Below are 16,599 nucleotides of genomic sequence, written 5' to 3' on the forward strand. Positions count from 1 at the left end.
ACCGCAGCATATCCCAATTGCTTGAGCTGGCTAATCAGTTCATTTTCAAGTTGATATTCGCTTTGTACTGTCATTTCACCCTCAAAACCATTTTATCGATATGCTGTTGCTTGATTTATTCAATTATTAACATGCTAAACACCATACCTAGATATGATGTTTAATTGCTCTTGCTTTTAATAAACTAAATTATTTAATCATTTTCTCAGCATTTATGATTAAATTCTTCTCAGCCTCATACGCTTTTAATGCTTTTGGAACGTTTCCTGTGATTAGATTTTCTTCTGAAAAATCTTTAGCAGAAGTTGGAATAACAGTAACGGCTATAGATTTTTTCTTAGCATTTTGTGCTTTTAAATCAGTCCATTTTTTTGCATTGTCATTAAAACCAAAGGTATCGATTGCAATTGAACGATGTACAGTTTCACCTGCTCTTAAACCATTTTTCTTACTACCATAGGTATAGCTATCTATACCTGTATAAGTTGAATAAGGTTCTTGCTCATCATCTAAATAAAGATCGATTTCCCACTGGATTGAGGATAAATCCTGTTTGCTTCCATTATGCACATCAAAAGAAACTAAAGGCTTGCCACGAGTAAAAAACTCACTGCTTGTACCTAAACTTATATTACTCGCTTTAATTTTAGATAAGTCATTATAGATATCAGTCCAATCTTTCTCGATAGACTTCAACCGTTCATATTCATCAAAAACTGCTTGCTTGCGATTATCTACAGCAAGTTTCACAATTTTTCGATAAGTAATATCAGCACCATATTGCTCTTTAAATTTTTCAATAGACTCTACTGTACCTATATTCAGCGTGTTAATAGCCCATTGAACAATTTCTGACTCTTGTTCTGGCAGTTCATCATGTATTTTACTTGATGAATCCGTTAATGTTTGCAAGTTAGTCAAATCAAAAGTAGTATCCAATGGCCCCTTACTACATCCACTAAGTAATACTGCAGCAAACACTGAAGCAATGATCAATTTTTTCATGTTAACCCTCTTATAATACATGATGCTTTTAATAAGCAAAAAGCCAAACCCACTTATGGATTTGACTATCAAAAAATTTACACAAACATCTGCTGCAACAAGCCTTTTTTCCACTGTTTGGCCTGTTCAATTTGCTGTGCAACCACTTCAATTTTCTGGTCAATGGCAGATAAGAAATTGGCGATTTTGGTTTGTTCTTCTAAACACGGGACTAAAACATCCAAGTTAGCAAGTTGCCCAAGTGAAAAATTTGCTTGAGCTAATTGCACGCTTTCAGCATCAATAATTTTTTTCACATAATCTGAATTCAAAAAATAATAGATGTAACGTGTAATTTTTTTATCTTTCAATCTAATAATCGCTAATGCTTGATTAGTATTAGCAGGTAAATAATCTCTTGAAATTATTGCTACTCTGCCTAATGCTCCAGCAATAGAAAATAAAATATCATCATGCTCTAACTTTGATCTAGCTAGCTTGTTATGAGTATTCTCATCAATATAGGCAAACTTATCTAAAAGAAACTTACCATTTGAAGATAAGCTTTCTATTTTTATAAAATTAATCCCAGATTCTTCATATTTTTCACCTAATGAGCTAGGTGTAGTGCCTTTTGTTATTAATGTAGTTAATTCGCCGAGCTTAGAATCCTCCCACTCCCCAAACTCACTACCATTATCCGCTTTAAATCGAAGCTGCTGACTAAACAGCTTTTGCATCATGCCCTGTTTATATTGGCTGAGTAGCTGATGTTTTTGCGTGAGTTGACTAACCTTTTCATCTACAGCGGAAAGAAAAGAAGCGATTTTGGTTTGTTCTTGTTTTGATGGGGCACTTAATTCAAAGTTTAGTACATCAGACTTAGTAATATTCTTCATACTATTACTTGTGCCTGTTGCCATATCTCTTAGTTTTATTAGAGTAGTTTCAGATGATAAATGAAACGACAACCATCTAATATCAGCCTTATCATTAACTTTGATTTGCCACAATTTATCTGATAAATATGTATTTTTCGGAGCTTTCTTAATAAACGCAGATGATCCAACCAATAAAGGTGTATTACTACGATTCATAACAAGTGAATTATCTAGTAAAGGCTCTTTTAGTCTTTGAATCTCGTTTTCTAAATTAACTAGTTTTCGTTCATTTGCATTAAAAACACCTAAAGAAACACAGCTCGTTTTCAGAACAGAAAAATCATCTTCAGTGACATCTACATCTTCACCATTTACAGAAACGCCCGCATCTAAAGATATCACCAATTCTTTTAACTTAACCTTAGACCAGTCACTATCAAACTCTTTAAATCTTAACTTTGGCGCAGTCATTACTTCACCTCCGTAAAAGGCGAAGCAATCCCAAGCTCTTTGCAGAAATCCGCAATTACCGCATCGGTCTTTTGGCTGTCTTGTTCCAAAGCCTGTAACTGCTGAGCAATTGCATCCAGATCAATCTCGGCTTCCGCTTCAAAAGTATCCACATAACGCGGAATATTTAGGTTGTAATCGTTATCTTTCACTTCTTGCAAAGTCGCCACATGCGCATATTTTTCAATATTTTCACGCTTTTCAAATGCCGCAACAATCTTATCCAAATGCTCAGGCAATAACTTGTTTTGATTCTTCTGCTTTTCAAAATCATTGCTGGCATCAATAAACAGAATATTGCCGCTCTGCTCACGGTTTTTCTTCAACACCAAAATACAGGTCGGAATAGACGTGCCATAGAAAATATTGGCGGGTAGACCAATAATGGCATCCACCACGTTCAACTGTTCAATCAAATACTGACGAATCACACCCTCACTCGAACCACGGAACAAGACGCCATGCGGTAACACCACCGCCATCGTGCCGTTGTCATCCAGTTGATACAGCATGTGCTGTACAAACGCCATATCCGCTTTAGAACTTGGCGCCAGTTTGCCATACGCAGCAAAACGTTCATCTTGTAAAAATAACGGATCGGCAGACCATTTTGCAGAAAATGGCGGATTCGCCACCACCGCATCAAACTTTTTATTTAAATGCTGCGGACGGGTTAAAGTGTTTTCCTGCTTGATGTCGAACTTGGCAAAATGCACATCATGCAGAATCATGTTCATGCGTGCCAAGTTGTAAGTGGTACGGTTCATCTCCTGACCGTAAATCATATCGACATCTTTCACTTCACGTTTTACCCGAAGCAATAACGAACCTGAACCGCAAGTCGGGTCATAGACTGAACGTAAACGCTCTTTGCCTTGGGTGACAATCTTTGCCAGTAAGGTCGATACCGTTTGCGGCGTATAGAATTCCCCCGCTTTTTTGCCCGCGCCTGAGGCAAATTCACCAATCAGGTATTCGTAAGCATCCCCGAGTACATCGGCTTCGGTATTACTAATATCAAAATCAATATCATCTAAATGACTGAGGACTTTCGCCACCAGTGCATTACGATCACTGGCATTATTGCCGAGCTTGGTCGAGTTTAGATCTAAATCTTCAAACAGGTTGGCAAAGTCATCGGCAGAGTCGGTGCCTAAAGTGCTTTGTTCAATCGATTTTAAGGTCGCAGTTAAATCATCCAAAATGAATTCGCCCTGACGACCACGCTCGGCTAAGGTATGGAATAGCTGTTTTGGTGTAAGCGCATAACCCACTTCGGCAATGGCATTCTTTTTAATTTCTTCGATGTACGGCACATGCTCAGCATTATTTTCATCTAATTCTAAAAAGCTGACCTCCTCACCATCGAGCAATTCATTGGCAAAGTTCACCGATTTTTCTGATAAATATTTAAAGAAAATAAAACCCAGAATGTAATCACGGAATTCATCGGCGCCCATGGTGCCACGCAAAGTATTGGCAATATTCCAAAGTTGTTTTTGTAATTGTTGCAGTTGTACGTGGGTCATTGTTATAGGAGTCCAAATAAGTAAATCATTAATAAAATGATTTTACCTAAAATTCTAAATTATGCAGCAGTAAAAAGGTGGACAAGGACATGAATTGTCGTGGTCAAGCGATGTAATCTGTCAATTCAGGCGCTAGATAGAGACATAATCTAAACTATATAGCAGCCTACTCCAGTAATCTTCACTACAGAAAAATAAAGACATTAAAGTACTCCAGATATGGGACTAAACACCTAATATATGTTTATCTTTTCCACCTAGCCAGACTAAATATTCATTCTCTATTGCCTGCTTATACGCCCAGTCGGCAACCCGATGCGAACGTTGCAGATCGGTTAAAAAACCTAATTGAGAAATTTCCCGAACAATAGATTAATCATGTAGATAGTTCCGCTCCTGCCACTGTTGCAGAAATTGTTCTGACGCCAAATAATTACTTTTTTGTGAGTTGCACTTTTCATCCGCCAGGACAAAATTATGTCCGGTATCGGCAGGATATAATGACCATGGAATAAAATGATCCACGGCATATTTTGAGTTTTTTAGGCTTTTGCCACAGTAAAAACACTGGCATTGCTGTAAGTCAATTAAGAAGTCCGCGACCTGCCCCAATTGATTACGACTTGGAGCAAACATGAATTCATCTAGGTCAGGTAACCCATCTAATACAACCAAGTTCTGCTTATTCAGCCGGACAAAATCAATCCAGCGCTTCTGGCAAAGCTCTTCAATAATTTCACTAAACTGTCTCAAACAATACATCACTTTGGGCAACAGCTTGAGGGACTGCTTGGAATCTTCAAGACTATAGAGAAACTCTATGGTTTGACCATTCAAATTCTGCAAATACACCACCGGCATTTGCTTTACCGTTGTTGCAACTGCTCGCTTCAACCTGTTCCAGTAAAGTACATCCTTTCTCAACGCGGCCAAGGTCTTGAATTGTTGCTGTGCTTTCTGGATTTCACTGATGATCTTTGCCTGCTTACCAGTGCTTTGATGAATAGTAAAAGGCTCATACTGGTTAAACTGAAACGGCAGTGACTGTTTCCAGTATAAGTCAATAAACTTTTCAGCAATATCCTGATATTCTAAATGCAAGGCAGCACCAGTATCTTGCCCCTGTTCAATCGCCAGACGCGTGATACTTATCAGCAAAGCAAACTTATATGTCGAAGTAAAAGTCCCTGACTGCAAAATCTGCTGAATATGCTTTAAGAATTTCAACTGTTCTTGAGGGGTTGGTATTTCGGCTATACTGAATAACATATCTAAGCCTGCACTTTTCTAATCAGAATATTCATCCACTCTTCTGTACGCTCTGGACGTTTATCTACAGTAATCCATTGTTGTAACAGTAAAGCCTGATCGATCTGCTTAAGTAAGTCATGAGCTTGCTGTTCATTCAAGTCAGTAAAGCTACGCCCCTCTATCTCACGGTCTGTATTGCCATACTTAAAAGACATATAGCAAACACCATTTGGCTTTAATGCTTTAAATATGCGCGCCAGCACTTCAGTCAGGTGATCTCTTTCACAATGTAAAAGAGATGCACAAGCCCAAATCCCATCATACTTAGCTACTTCATTCAGCTCATAAAAACTTTGCTGACGTACCTCGATGCCTGTCAGCTCTCTCGCCTTTTCAACCAGCTCGGCAGAATAATCAATTGCCTCAACTTGATAGCCTTTTTTCTTAAATGCCAAAGTGTCCCGCCCCGAGCCACAGCCCAAATCTAGGATCAATGCCTGTTCCGGCAAATATCTTAGAAATGGTGCGTATAGACTTTCCATTTCAACCTGATAGGTATTTTCAAAAAATGCTTGAGCATGTTGATTGTAATAATTTGATGTTTGATTCATTGTCTAAAAGCCAATATCTTATGTTAAAGAACATACTGATATTTCACTAGATAAGTCAAATGATCAGTCCTATGAATGAATCAAACTCTTATTTCACTGTATCCGGACAACTGAGATAGAAACCAAACTGGTTCTTGTAAATGGAAAAAATATGGGCTTCAGATTTCGCAAGAGTATTAAAATATTACCTGGATTAAAAATCAATCTGACGCATAAAGGCATCAGCAGTGCAAGCATTGGCAAACCTGGTGCTTCTTTAAATATTGGCAAAAAAGGCACCCGAACCAGCGTTGGTATTCCTGGCACAGGCCTATCCTATTCAAAACACCAGCCCTATAAGAACAGAGTTGGCAACCAAAAAAATCCTACTCAGGAACAACAATCGTTCTATACATCACATACTGAGAAACCCAAATCGAATGTCTGGATTTGGGTGATTTTTGGATTATTTTGTTTTATTGTCGGGGCAATTCTTTTTTAGAATTCACCGCTCTTTTTACCGATAATATTCCTCCTGCTAGGCAAAATCTGATTCATTCATTACTATGGACGGATGTTAAATACAATAAAGGCTGCCGCTGATGTCTGATAATGACAGCACTCTGGATTATGATGAAAATGATTTAATCGACTCTCCCTTATCTCAAGTTTTACAAGAGGATAATGAGCAAATTGAAATTCTAATTTATCGATTACCTGATAGTGACTGGACACTGGAAGTGGTGAGCCAAAGTGGTACTTCTACTGTATGGGATGAAACATTCCCATCAGATCAGGAAGCTCTATCTGTCGCTTTAGATGGAATTAAAGCCGCAGGTGGTATTCGAGCCTTTTCCGAACTCAGTGACCTCGAAGCGAAGAACAATATTTTTCCTGAGTCCCTTACTCGCCATTAAAAATGAAGTTGCTGGCTTGGATCTGAATCAGTATTTTCTGGATTCTTAGAACCTGTCGCGATGATAGGTTCACTTCAACCCAAACCCATCTAGGGTTGAAGGGTCAAAATTTTCATCAAACATAAACTCATCTGCTCGCTCTTTTTTTAATGTCGTCAGGGCATAAAAGAAACATTTCTCACATAACTGCAACTCATATCTTTCCCCGTCATGCCTGGAGCCATAGCCCCAATGTGCCGATAAAGTTCCAAACTCCAATTTCGTTGATTGGTTGCATACATCACATAAAACATCGGTAACGAATTCTACCTGTTTCAGTTGTTTAATTTCCATATGCGGCTCCTTTTATCAATCAAGTTGCAGAATTAACAGCTACTTGGACACCAATTCTTATTTACTTGTTTTATACCATTTTGTGCCGTAAAATGGCATTAATAAGATTGAGAGGTGTTAAATGTCTACGCTAATTAAAAAAAGAGTTCAATATACTGTGGATGAGGCAATCTCAGAATCAGCAGAGTACGTCATCAAAAAAGTTGGGCTAACCCCTGCATCTGTTTTTAGTATGGTTATGGCTGAAATTGCCAAAACAGGTCGAATTCCTGTGAGCAATCAAGTAAGTGATGATGATTTTAATACGGCACAACTCATAGCACTTAGCCATAATATTCCGAGTGTAAAAGTATCCAATATAAAATCTGCTCAAGAGTTTTTAAATGATGATGGTGGATACTAATGGCTCAGGATTTGTATTGGGCTTACGTTGGTTTTACAGACATAGCAGATGGTAAAACTCGCCCTGTTTTATATATTCGACAAACAAAAAAAGACTACATCGTATTCCGTTTAAGTAGTCAATATGACAATAAATCTGACTTTATTAAAAGTAAATATATTGAAATTACCGATTGGAAATCGGTTGGACTAAGTAAAAAATCATGGATTGATACCGTACAGACATATCAGTTGCCAATTGATAAGACAAAATTAACTTACATTGGTAAACTTTCTAAAAATGACTATGAACGATTAATTAATCATCTTAAAGAGCAATAACTGTTTATTCAACTAGCCGAATAATATATGTCCAAGTTAGATTAAAATAGCTGTTCATCTATTTGTTATATTTAGTATCCATTAAGATAGGAATATGCAATCAAGTTAAATTTGTCTATATACTTAGCAAAAATTGATTCCTGTTTGGTTTTAATTACCATTAAAAAAAGATCAAAAATACTATATATAGGGTTTTTATAATTTTACAACACAATATACGGCATATTCAGCCATTGCTCCCCTACTTAAAAAAATATGAATATATTGTTTTATTTTTAGCTGTTTAGCACATATGGGAAAGCATCATTGTATGTCTGGAAAGAAGAAAAACACACCAAATTACCGCGTGTCACACAGAGCCAGCTTGCTATCGTTCTCAATTTAGATTCAGTGGAAACTTTAAATTCGCTTGAGTTAGATCCCGATTCAAGTCAGGGAGAACTCGCAATTATTTTAATTCGTATTGCGATATCACTAGATGCTCTAACAGGTGGAGAGGCTAAATGGATGCAGCATTTTATGAAGTCACCAAATAAGCTAACCAAAGGCATTCCGATAAAACAGATTCAGACTACTCAGGGATTAGCTACTGTATTAAACGTAGTCGAAGGACTTCGGCTTCAGGGTAAATATTAAGAAATACAAAGCTTCATTACACAGAAAATTAAAAGTCATAATTTTGTCTAATAATTCAAATTCAAGGTATAAGAAGTTCCTCTTCTCAAGAGGTATACAACTACCTCATTATTAGAACTGTCATACATATATGGATTCTATTAACCTAATTCGAGGCTAAATTGAATCTTATAAGTTCAATTTAGCTATTCAAGAATCATTATAAAAGTTTGCTATATAGCGAACATTAACCATAATTAGTTAAAAGTTTGCTATATAGCTAACAAATTTCGGGAGAAAAAATGGCTACACGAGGTGAAATAGGTAAAGAAATACGTTTGGCAAGAAAAGGGTTAGGCTATACACAGAAAAGCCTTGCAGAAAAAACTCAAGTCAATAAAACAACAATTTCAGAGATGGAAAATGGCCATTTTACAGGTTCATTTGACATATTTGAACGTGTGCTTGATGGTGTTGGTTTACAATTCGAAGTGAATAAAAAAAAGCATAAATTGCCGCAGTGGGATGAAATTGAAGAAATATTTTCAGAATATGATGAATAGATTGTGAATCGGTACCGAATAAGGTATCAGAAAAGGCAAAGCCCTGTCCATCAACCTCGTTGCTCCAGACCACTTGTGCCAGATATTCCAGATTGACCTGATAGCAAATCCCAGTTCCTCGCGACACCACGCGAAACTGATTGAGCTTAAAGCAAGTTGTTAGACGCTATTAGATTGTAAATGTCTAATTAGACTTCTTTAATCTAATAGGATCTAATCACCCAATAAAGCACCTTTTCACCGATCAACCGACACATTTTATAACTCCATTATTTTGTGGCTTAATAGCCATATCCAAACATAAGACCCAATATTATGGATTTAAGATTCAGAAAACCTGAAGAAGTTGTTGGATTATTATATGAGAGGCTTCGTAAAGAACGACTTTATCTGGAAATGACTCAGGCAGATGTTGCTGCACGTGCTGGTATTGGTGTGAATACAGTATCCAATCTAGAAGCAGGTCGAAATGTTTCATTTGAAAACTTAGTACGCGTTGCCATGGTCCTGGGCCGATTACAAGAATTAGAGGAACTCTTCAAACCTCATTTAAACAGTGTAGATGATATTCTTCGCTATGAGAGTAATACGGCTCGCCAACGTATCAAAAGGAAATAAATCCATGCTCGAAAAATTTAATGTTTACTACAATGGATGGGGTGAATATTGGCTTTAGGGTATACTGGTCTCCTCAACAGCAATCACAGGTCAACCATTAATTGCCTTTGAATACAGTGCTGAAGCGATCCGTAAAGGTTTAGAGCTTTCCTCTTACCTACTTCCGTTAAAAGGTGACCCATTAAGAAAAAACTTTCCTACACAGCAAATGGGATTACCAAGTCATATATATGATGCATCACCCTATGGTTGGGTGTGCTCCAGAATTTTGGTGGTTATTCAGTCCATCATTACCTACATTCCAACTCTCTAGTTTTCCAACTAGCCCAGGTTATAATAATGACCACCCAAAATACGATTGATCTATTATGAACACCTCCAATGACCCTTTACACGGCAAAAAACTTGCTGACATTTTGGATGAATTATTGGATTACTACGGTGGCTTTGAAGGTTTAAGTCGTAAAATTGAAATTAGATGTTTTTGCATAGACCCAAGTGTTAAATCATCATTGCGATTCTTGTGTACCACACCATGGGCACGTGAAAAAGTAGAAAGCTTATATTTGTACGTCTTACGCCAAAAGGCAAAACAGAAACTGTAGTCCCAGGCAACACCCCTCTCATCATAAAATTTGAACCGTACCGGGTTTGTGGGAGACTTTTATTTAACTGATGTTACGTAGTAAGTGCATTTTGAGCATCTTCGCTACTACATGTTGTAGTTTATCTACTTCAGTGACCAAATCTTTCAGGCTTCGCGCAAAACGGTCCATGGAATGTACAACAACTTGATCGCCTTCCCTGACATAGTTCAACATTTCTTGAAATTTTGGTCGGTCGGTATTTTTACCTGAAGCACGGTCAACAAAAAGGCACTGTTGCAAATAGAGATTTGAGACGATGAAGTATTTGGATTGTCACTGCTTGCTCCAAAGTTAACATGTTGAGCAGTCCAAAATGACCGCTATATTAACCAAGGGGGTCAGTTTTTAAATGCCATTAGGGGGTCATTTTTACACTGCCGCTAACAACATTGCTATGGATGCTAAAACCCTGCAAATACGTGCAGTACAACTCACCATAAATAATGTCAGTGATTCTCAAGTACTCGAAGATTTACTTGCTCAAATTCCCTTGGATGAACCAATTGATTCTGTTTATACAGATGGTGCTTATGACACAAAGCACTGCCGACAAGTCATTTTAGATCGAGATGCACATGCGATCATTCCACCTAGAAAGAATGCAAAGCCTTGGAAGGATCAGCAAGCGAGGTCTATAGAGCGGAATGAATTATTAAAGACAGTCAAACGGCTAGGCAGATCGCTTTGGAAAAAGTGGTCTGGTTATCACCGTCGAAGTTTGGTTGAAACCAAGATGCATTGCATCAAATTATTAGGCGATAAATTAACAGCGCGGAGTTTTCCAAATCAGGTGAATGAGATCCATGCACGCATGGCAGTTTTGAATAAATTCACAGAATTAGGTCGCCCTCATACCCAAGTTGTCTCTTAAATTTGAGTAGCTTAAGGGAAATCAGCCTTTCAAACCTTTATGCAACAAAGCCGGCCGAAAGTATGTCAGGTATTTGAAATGCTGATTCAGGACGGTATCCTCAATAGTAATCAGGTTTTAAGTAGTTTACCCCATCCTTCGGGAGCCAATGCGGAGCGAATAGCGTATTTTCTCGGGAATAAGCCTAAAGAATTACTATCATCTAAAACGAATCCAGAGTTATTGGATAAAGCGAAAGCTGAAATCATTAAGAAACTTGAACGCCTGGAAATGTAGTGACTATCCATACAGGCATGGAACATGACTGTTCACGTAAAAAGCCCAATCTAGTGTGATCGGGCTTTTTACTGTGTAACTATATGATTGATTTTAAATGAAAAATTAAAATAATTTCGTATAACGTGTATTATGTTAATTTTAGGAAATCTAAATACTCTTTTGATTCACACGCTTTGAAAGCTCTTCCGCACTTTCTACACGTTCAGAGTAACGGTCAGTGAGATATGCGGACTGTCCTCTAGTTAAAAGCGTAAATTTATAAAGTTCTTCCATCACATCAACGATCCTCGTGTAATAAGAAGAAGGCTTCATACGACCATCCTCTTCAAACTCAAGAAATGCTTTAGGAACTGAGGACTGATTTGGTATCGTAATCATACGCATCCAACGGCCTAAAATACGTAACTGATTTACTGCATTAAAGGACTGAGAGCCGCCACATACTTGCATTACAGCTAAGGTTTTACCTTGCGTGGCACGTATTGCTCCTGCTGCTAATGGAATCCAGTCAATTTGAGCTTTCAATATCGAACTCATTGAGCCATGACGCTCGGGAGAGCACCAAACCATGCCCTCTGACCATGCTAAGAGTTCATGTAGTTCTTTAACCTTTGGATGTTGCATATCACCATCTTCAGGGAGAGGTAGTCCTTTTGGATGGAAAATTTTCACTTCCGCACCAAAATATTCAAGGATTCGACCAGCTTCCTGAATAGCTAAACGGCTATAGGATCTATCACGATTTGAGCCATACAGAAGCAGTATTCTTGGAGGATGTTCAAGGTTCTTTGCCTGAACTTTTTCTAAAGTCGGTTTTTCTAAAAGACTAAGATCAATATTTGGTAAGTTCATTAGATTCATACCTCTTTAAAAACTTTTTTTCTAAGCCATAGCGAAACTGTCACTAAGGCAATCAATACAGGCACTTCAACAAGCGGTCCAATTACTGTTGTGAAAGCTACAGGTGAAGCTAATCCAAAAGTGGCAATCGCTACAGCCAGTGCTAATTCAAAATTATTGCCTGCCGCAGTAAAGGAAATAGCAGTCGTTTTAGGGTAATCGTTACCCATCCACTTACTCATAAAGAAGCTGATGAAGAACATTGCAACAAAATAGATCGTCAAAGGAATAGCGATTCTAAGCACGTCTAGAGGAAGGCTAATCACTTCACCACCTTTAAGACTGAACATGGCTACAATCGTGAATAAAAGCGCAATAAGGCTGATTGGGCTAATCTTTGGGATAAACTTAGTTTGATACCAATCCAAACCTTTCTGTTTGACTAAAATCAGCCGGGTTAAAAAACCAAGTAAGAATGGAATACCTAGATAAACCAGAACAGCATGGGTAATAGTCCAAAAACTTACATCAATGATTCGTGCTTCTACCCCAAAGAATGGCGGTAAGAAGGTCAAGAACAACCAAGCATAAGTACTAAAGAACAAGATCTGGAAGATACTGTTAAACGCAACCAAGGCAGCAACATATTGATTATCCCCACATGCCAAACCATTCCAGACGAGGACCATAGCAATACATCGAGCTAAGCCTATGAGAATTAGGCCAGTCATATATTCAGGATAGGCGTGCAGAAAAATAATGGCCAAGCCAAACATTAAGCAAGGTGCAATGACCCAGTTCTGAATAAGAGATAATGTAAGGGTACGCTTATCCTCAAAGACTTTAGGCAAGGTTGCATAGTCAACTTTGGCAAGTGGTGGATACATCATCAAAATAAGCCCTATTGCGATAGGGATATTCACTGAATTAATGCTTAATTGATCTAATACAACAGATGTTTGAGGGAAAAACACCCCAATACCTACGCCTAATGCCATGGCAATGAAAATCCATAGAGTTAGGTTTCGATCTAAGAATGAGAGCTTTGATGCGGACATTGAATTACTCGCATTGCATAGAGATAGATAAGTTGCTCGTAGGTTTATTTAATACTTCATCATTCAAAACACTGAACACTGCATTTACCCATTCTGGTAAATCAGGATTTAATCGGTAATACACCCATTGTCCCTTGCGCTCATCTAGCAAAATTGAAAGGTTACGGAGTAAAGCCAAGTGACGAGAAATTTTAGGTTGGCTCAGTTGTAATATCTCTGTGATTTCACAAACACATACATTTTGTCTTTCTAAAATAATTTTTAAAATATCTAGACGTGTCGGGTCAGATAGGCATTTAAAGAAATCTGCTTGATCCATAATCTATACTCTAATATATGCTATTGCGAATATACGTATATCCATATATAAATGCAATATTATTAAGTCCTGAGTAAGTACAATGTCATCAAAAGTTAAGATCTATCATAATCCAGCGTGCGGAACATCAAGAAATACACTGGCGCTAATTCGAAATACCGGAGAAGAACCCGAAATTATTGAGTATCTTCTCAACCCTCCAAGTAAAAGTGAACTCATTAATTTAATTGAGAAATCAGGTCTCTCTGTACGTGAAGCTATTCGCAAAAACGTGGAACCTTTTGAAGCTCACAACTTGGATCAGCAGCACTGGACAGATGAGCAGCTTATTCAGTTTATGCTGGAGTATCCAATTTTAATTAATCGTCCATTTGTAGTGACTGAGTTAGGCGTAAAACTTTGTAGACCATCTGAACTCGTTTTAGATATTTTGTCTGCACCTCAATTAGGAGCTTTTATCAAAGAGGATGGTGAAATAATCATCGATAAAAATGGTAAGCGGATTAAATAAATCCGCCCCATTTAACATAATGGTGGTTATACGCAATACACTTGTATATTAATTGAAATATCAGATACTTATTTAAACCATAAAAATCTAAAAATGACCGAAAAGCCGATTTTGAAACAAGTCGGCTTTTTTATGATCGTTTTTGATAGTTCTTGCCAATAATCTTGTTTAAAAAGTAATCAATTTTGGCATTTTCCCAATGTTCTCAGCTCTTCCAGGGCGAAAACTATCCCCAATTACTGTGGATGAAATTTAGGCTATTTTGTACGCTCTGGCGTACATAAATCTCGGCCCTTTGCGGCTACCTGGGACAGTGGAATTTTCATATGATTAATTGGTCAGGAACAGGATGTTCCTTAGAATTACAAAGAATGAGCACCAGGATGGGGCCAGATACGACAAGCACTAAGACAGCACAGACCTAAAGTTCCAATAAAAAACCCTGGCAGGATGCCGGGGTTTTTTATTATCTAAACTTTTAAATCAGAGTTGGATGGGCATCCAGAATGCGAATTAAAGTCGCTGCAGGACCAGTCGGATAACGACGGCCTTGTTCCCAGTTTTGTAGGGTTCTCGCGCTGATATGCAAACGTGCAGCAAACTCTGCCTGGGTTAAGCCAGTTTTCTCACGTACTTCTTTAATATCTGGCAATTCAAGCGCTGTGACTCGGCTTGCTTTTATTTCATTGCGTTTTATGGCACCAGCTTCTTTGATTGAAGCAACCAGGTCATCAAATAAGTTGTTATCCATGAAATTGCTCCTTTACTAATTGACGTAGAATCGAGGTTTCTTTGTCTGTCAGATTATCTTTCACAGACTTTGGATAAGCCACCAGGAAAAAGATCTGATCATCTTCTGTAACCCAATAATAGATCACACGGATACCGCCACTTTTGCCTTTATTGCCCTGAGCACAACGTACTTTACGAATTCCACCACCATTCTTGATTAAGTCGCCCTTATCAGGCTGTACCAAGAGATCTTGCTGGAGCTGACGATACTCTTCACCACTCACAAGCTCTTTGATTTGCTTAATAAAAATACTGGTTTCAATGAATAACATAGGTTTAAGTACGTCAATGGCGTATAAGAATTTTAGCAGTTTTAGAATAAAAAAACGAGAGCTGTGAACTCTCGTTTCGCATAAGCAAAGGCTTACAAATATAAATATTAGGTATAAAAAACCCGCATGATAGCGAGTAGGTCCTGATATTTCATTCAGACTATAGATTTTATAAAAACTATATTTCTAGATGATTTTAAATATTTTTCCACTTAAGGTACTTTGAAAAAGCATTTCAAAACTAGGTCGAATATCTTCACCATCAACGGTGATATGTTTTATATTCAAATGAGATTGCGTGTTGGCAGACTCATGATCCACAGTGGCTTGAATAGCGTGTTTAACGCCAAACTGGTCTTTTACGCTGAGAGTCTGTTTAAACATATATATTTCCTTAAAAAAATTGCAGTGGAAATCCCACATAAATTATTGATGTTTAAAAATTTATCGCTAAGCAACTTTATGATTTAATTTAAATAGCTGATTTAGAGAAGTGTAAAATGTACGGCCATCCAAATTTAAATCAACTTCGATTCCAGATTCCAGTAGAACTCTTTTACCTACTTCGACTTGTTTTAAACCTTGACGTGTATTTTGCATTTTATGTAGAGGAATTAATGAAACAATAATTTCAGTACCATTTTTAGATTTTGCAATTAAATCATTTACTTTTAACAACTTATATCCTATTTTTTAGAGATTTTTTCAATTTTGAAAACATTTTAAAGCATAAAAAAAGCACTTATGAGTGCTTTTTATTACTGCTTATTATTACTTAGATAGCAACAATATTTACAGCATTCGGTCCTTTTTGACCTTGAGCTACACTGAATTCAACTTGCTGGCCTTCAAATAAGGTCTTGAAACCTGAACTCGCGATTTCGCTGAAATGAGCAAAAACGTCTGGACCTGATTCTTGTTGAATGAAACCAAAACCTTTAGTTTCGTTAAACCACTTAACAGTACCTTTAACAATATTTGAGTTTGACATAATATATCCTACTAATTTTTAATAATTTTTTAGTCATTTTATTGACTGATTAATAACTTTGAAAATAATAAAGAATGAGACTTAAAATCTAAAAAACGAAGGATTATGACTAAAACTGCGATACTTAAGGAAGATTTACCGAAACAAGACTTTTTTTCTAGTTAAGTTAAATATACAGTAAAAATAAAAATAATCAAGTTTTTTGATATAAATATTAATTTTTCTTATAAAATCTATATTTTTTCTTTAAAAATTAATTAAATTCAATAACTTATTTATTATATTATTTAATATTTTCTTTAACATAAAATCTCTTATGCGAAATCTGTTTGTTCATCAGATCAATCATCTTCTTTAAATAAAGATTCAACTTCATCCCAGTGCGGAAATTTATGCTTTTTTGGCACCACTTCAAACTGTAATTTGACACGGCTTTGTTGCATAAATATGTAAGCATCTGATTTAAATAAATTTAATTTTGGATCAAAAAATAATCAAAACTTCT

Annotated in this window: 24 protein-coding genes and 3 pseudogenes; 12 read left to right on the forward strand and 15 right to left on the reverse strand. The window is 37.0% G+C overall.

All coding sequences use genetic code 11. The features are described 5' to 3' along the window. Window positions 1-189: 189 nt before the first annotated feature. The 5 genes and pseudogenes from HHA41_RS11825 to HHA41_RS11845 form a co-directional block, all read right to left on the reverse strand. Complete coding sequence (locus HHA41_RS11825; protein ID WP_143218049.1) at window positions 190-1,005, reverse strand: DUF6694 family lipoprotein; 816 nt, start codon at window positions 1,003-1,005, stop codon at window positions 190-192. A 77-nt stretch (window positions 1,006-1,082) separates the two neighbouring features. Beyond that, on the reverse strand, window positions 1,083-2,336 hold the full coding sequence (locus HHA41_RS11830; protein ID WP_168461844.1) for a restriction endonuclease subunit S: 1,254 nt from the start codon (window positions 2,334-2,336) through the stop codon (window positions 1,083-1,085). Continuing rightward, a complete protein-coding gene (locus tag HHA41_RS11835; protein ID WP_168461846.1) occupies window positions 2,336-3,904 on the reverse strand; it encodes a type I restriction-modification system subunit M in 1,569 nt (522 codons plus the stop codon). Before HHA41_RS11835 ends, HHA41_RS11830 begins: the two co-directional genes overlap by 1 nt. Before the next feature lie 225 nt (window positions 3,905-4,129). Next, window positions 4,130-5,173, reverse strand: a pseudogene (locus HHA41_RS11840) (HNH endonuclease signature motif containing protein). Between the two features lie 2 nt (window positions 5,174-5,175). Further along, window positions 5,176-5,766: a class I SAM-dependent methyltransferase gene (locus HHA41_RS11845; RefSeq protein ID WP_168461848.1), complete on the reverse strand. Its 591-nt coding sequence runs from the start codon at window positions 5,764-5,766 to the stop codon at window positions 5,176-5,178. Between the two features lie 151 nt (window positions 5,767-5,917). On the opposite strand from HHA41_RS11845, the gene HHA41_RS11850 reads away from it, so the two are divergent. Then, a complete protein-coding gene (locus HHA41_RS11850) occupies window positions 5,918-6,247 on the forward strand; it encodes a DUF4236 domain-containing protein (RefSeq protein ID WP_034585562.1) in 330 nt (109 codons plus the stop codon). Window positions 6,248-6,347: 100 nt separating this feature from the next. Further along, window positions 6,348-6,662: a hypothetical protein gene (locus tag HHA41_RS11855; protein ID WP_104484674.1), complete on the forward strand. Its 315-nt coding sequence runs from the start codon at window positions 6,348-6,350 to the stop codon at window positions 6,660-6,662. Window positions 6,663-6,731: 69 nt separating this feature from the next. On the opposite strand, the gene HHA41_RS11860 is transcribed toward HHA41_RS11855, so the two are convergent. Beyond that, window positions 6,732-6,995, reverse strand: a complete 264-nt coding sequence (locus tag HHA41_RS11860; RefSeq protein WP_104484675.1) for a hypothetical protein — start codon at window positions 6,993-6,995, stop codon at window positions 6,732-6,734. A gap of 121 nt (window positions 6,996-7,116) precedes the next feature. Here HHA41_RS11860 and HHA41_RS11865 point away from each other — a divergent pair, with 121 nt between their 5' ends. From HHA41_RS11865 to HHA41_RS11900, 7 genes and pseudogenes are all read left to right on the forward strand, one after another. Next, window positions 7,117-7,398 (forward strand): type II toxin-antitoxin system RelB/DinJ family antitoxin, encoded by a 282-nt coding sequence (locus HHA41_RS11865; protein ID WP_071850378.1) that lies wholly within the window; start codon window positions 7,117-7,119, stop codon window positions 7,396-7,398. Continuing rightward, a complete protein-coding gene (locus HHA41_RS11870; RefSeq protein WP_071850377.1) occupies window positions 7,398-7,718 on the forward strand; it encodes a type II toxin-antitoxin system PemK/MazF family toxin in 321 nt (106 codons plus the stop codon). Before HHA41_RS11865 ends, HHA41_RS11870 begins: the two co-directional genes overlap by 1 nt. Window positions 7,719-8,024: 306 nt before the next feature. Beyond that, window positions 8,025-8,354: an MbcA/ParS/Xre antitoxin family protein gene (locus HHA41_RS11875; protein WP_104489243.1), complete on the forward strand. Its 330-nt coding sequence runs from the start codon at window positions 8,025-8,027 to the stop codon at window positions 8,352-8,354. Window positions 8,355-8,635: 281 nt separating this feature from the next. Then, a complete protein-coding gene (locus HHA41_RS11880) occupies window positions 8,636-8,896 on the forward strand; it encodes a helix-turn-helix domain-containing protein (protein ID WP_004647603.1) in 261 nt (86 codons plus the stop codon). A 315-nt stretch (window positions 8,897-9,211) separates the two neighbouring features. Continuing rightward, window positions 9,212-9,514, forward strand: coding sequence for a helix-turn-helix transcriptional regulator (locus HHA41_RS11890; RefSeq protein ID WP_104489548.1), 303 nt, complete (start codon window positions 9,212-9,214; stop codon window positions 9,512-9,514). 61 nt (window positions 9,515-9,575) lie between these two features. Then, window positions 9,576-9,767: pseudogene (locus HHA41_RS11895) on the forward strand (type II toxin-antitoxin system HipA family toxin); the annotation flags it as partial. Between the two features lie 115 nt (window positions 9,768-9,882). Next, window positions 9,883-10,119: a VF530 family protein gene (locus tag HHA41_RS11900; RefSeq protein ID WP_168461850.1), complete on the forward strand. Its 237-nt coding sequence runs from the start codon at window positions 9,883-9,885 to the stop codon at window positions 10,117-10,119. 66 nt (window positions 10,120-10,185) lie between these two features. Here the strand turns inward: HHA41_RS11900 and HHA41_RS11905 are convergent. Beyond that, window positions 10,186-10,389 (reverse strand): annotated as a pseudogene (locus HHA41_RS11905) (recombinase family protein); the annotation flags it as partial. A gap of 121 nt (window positions 10,390-10,510) precedes the next feature. Here HHA41_RS11905 and HHA41_RS11910 point away from each other — a divergent pair. Both HHA41_RS11910 and HHA41_RS11915 read left to right on the forward strand, forming a co-directional pair. Then, window positions 10,511-11,032: an IS5 family transposase gene (locus HHA41_RS11910; RefSeq protein WP_266095972.1), complete on the forward strand. Its 522-nt coding sequence runs from the start codon at window positions 10,511-10,513 to the stop codon at window positions 11,030-11,032. Between the two features lie 78 nt (window positions 11,033-11,110). Continuing rightward, window positions 11,111-11,308, forward strand: a complete 198-nt coding sequence (locus tag HHA41_RS11915) for a hypothetical protein (RefSeq protein WP_228278971.1) — start codon at window positions 11,111-11,113, stop codon at window positions 11,306-11,308. 150 nt (window positions 11,309-11,458) lie between these two features. Here HHA41_RS11915 and arsH read toward each other — a convergent pair whose 3' ends face one another. From arsH to HHA41_RS11930, 3 genes are read right to left on the reverse strand one after another with little or no spacing between them, the layout of a single operon-like run. After that, window positions 11,459-12,163 (reverse strand): arsenical resistance protein ArsH, encoded by a 705-nt coding sequence (gene arsH, locus HHA41_RS11920; protein ID WP_034583466.1) that lies wholly within the window; start codon window positions 12,161-12,163, stop codon window positions 11,459-11,461. Between the two features lie 5 nt (window positions 12,164-12,168). Further along, complete coding sequence (gene arsB, locus HHA41_RS11925; RefSeq protein WP_168461851.1) at window positions 12,169-13,209, reverse strand: ACR3 family arsenite efflux transporter; 1,041 nt, start codon at window positions 13,207-13,209, stop codon at window positions 12,169-12,171. Window positions 13,210-13,213: 4 nt separating this feature from the next. After that, the gene (locus tag HHA41_RS11930) at window positions 13,214-13,528 is read right to left on the reverse strand and encodes a metalloregulator ArsR/SmtB family transcription factor (RefSeq protein ID WP_067731901.1); all 315 of its coding nucleotides are present in this window, start codon (window positions 13,526-13,528) and stop codon (window positions 13,214-13,216) included. Between the two features lie 82 nt (window positions 13,529-13,610). Here HHA41_RS11930 and arsC point away from each other — a divergent pair, with 82 nt between their 5' ends. Next, window positions 13,611-14,039 (forward strand): arsenate reductase (glutaredoxin), encoded by a 429-nt coding sequence (gene arsC, locus HHA41_RS11935; RefSeq protein ID WP_168461853.1) that lies wholly within the window; start codon window positions 13,611-13,613, stop codon window positions 14,037-14,039. A gap of 478 nt (window positions 14,040-14,517) precedes the next feature. Here the strand turns inward: arsC and nadS are convergent, their stop codons facing one another. The 5 genes from nadS to HHA41_RS11960 all read right to left on the reverse strand — a co-directional run bounded on the left by nadS (window position 14,518) and on the right by HHA41_RS11960 (window position 16,094). After that, on the reverse strand, window positions 14,518-14,790 hold the full coding sequence (gene nadS / locus HHA41_RS11940; protein WP_005108769.1) for a NadS family protein: 273 nt from the start codon (window positions 14,788-14,790) through the stop codon (window positions 14,518-14,520). Beyond that, a complete protein-coding gene (locus tag HHA41_RS11945; RefSeq protein WP_104483799.1) occupies window positions 14,783-15,103 on the reverse strand; it encodes a type II toxin-antitoxin system RelE/ParE family toxin in 321 nt (106 codons plus the stop codon). Before HHA41_RS11945 ends, nadS begins: the two co-directional genes overlap by 8 nt. A gap of 186 nt (window positions 15,104-15,289) precedes the next feature. Beyond that, the gene (locus HHA41_RS11950) at window positions 15,290-15,487 is read right to left on the reverse strand and encodes a hypothetical protein (RefSeq protein ID WP_004755867.1); all 198 of its coding nucleotides are present in this window, start codon (window positions 15,485-15,487) and stop codon (window positions 15,290-15,292) included. 66 nt (window positions 15,488-15,553) lie between these two features. Next, window positions 15,554-15,781, reverse strand: a complete 228-nt coding sequence (locus HHA41_RS11955) for a hypothetical protein (RefSeq protein ID WP_004745640.1) — start codon at window positions 15,779-15,781, stop codon at window positions 15,554-15,556. A 97-nt stretch (window positions 15,782-15,878) separates the two neighbouring features. Further along, window positions 15,879-16,094, reverse strand: a complete 216-nt coding sequence (locus HHA41_RS11960; RefSeq protein ID WP_151711055.1) for a cold-shock protein — start codon at window positions 16,092-16,094, stop codon at window positions 15,879-15,881. Window positions 16,095-16,599 lie beyond the last annotated feature (505 nt).

This window comes from Acinetobacter sp. A1, from assembly GCF_012371315.1.
Taxonomy (GTDB): Bacteria; Pseudomonadota; Gammaproteobacteria; order Pseudomonadales; family Moraxellaceae; genus Acinetobacter.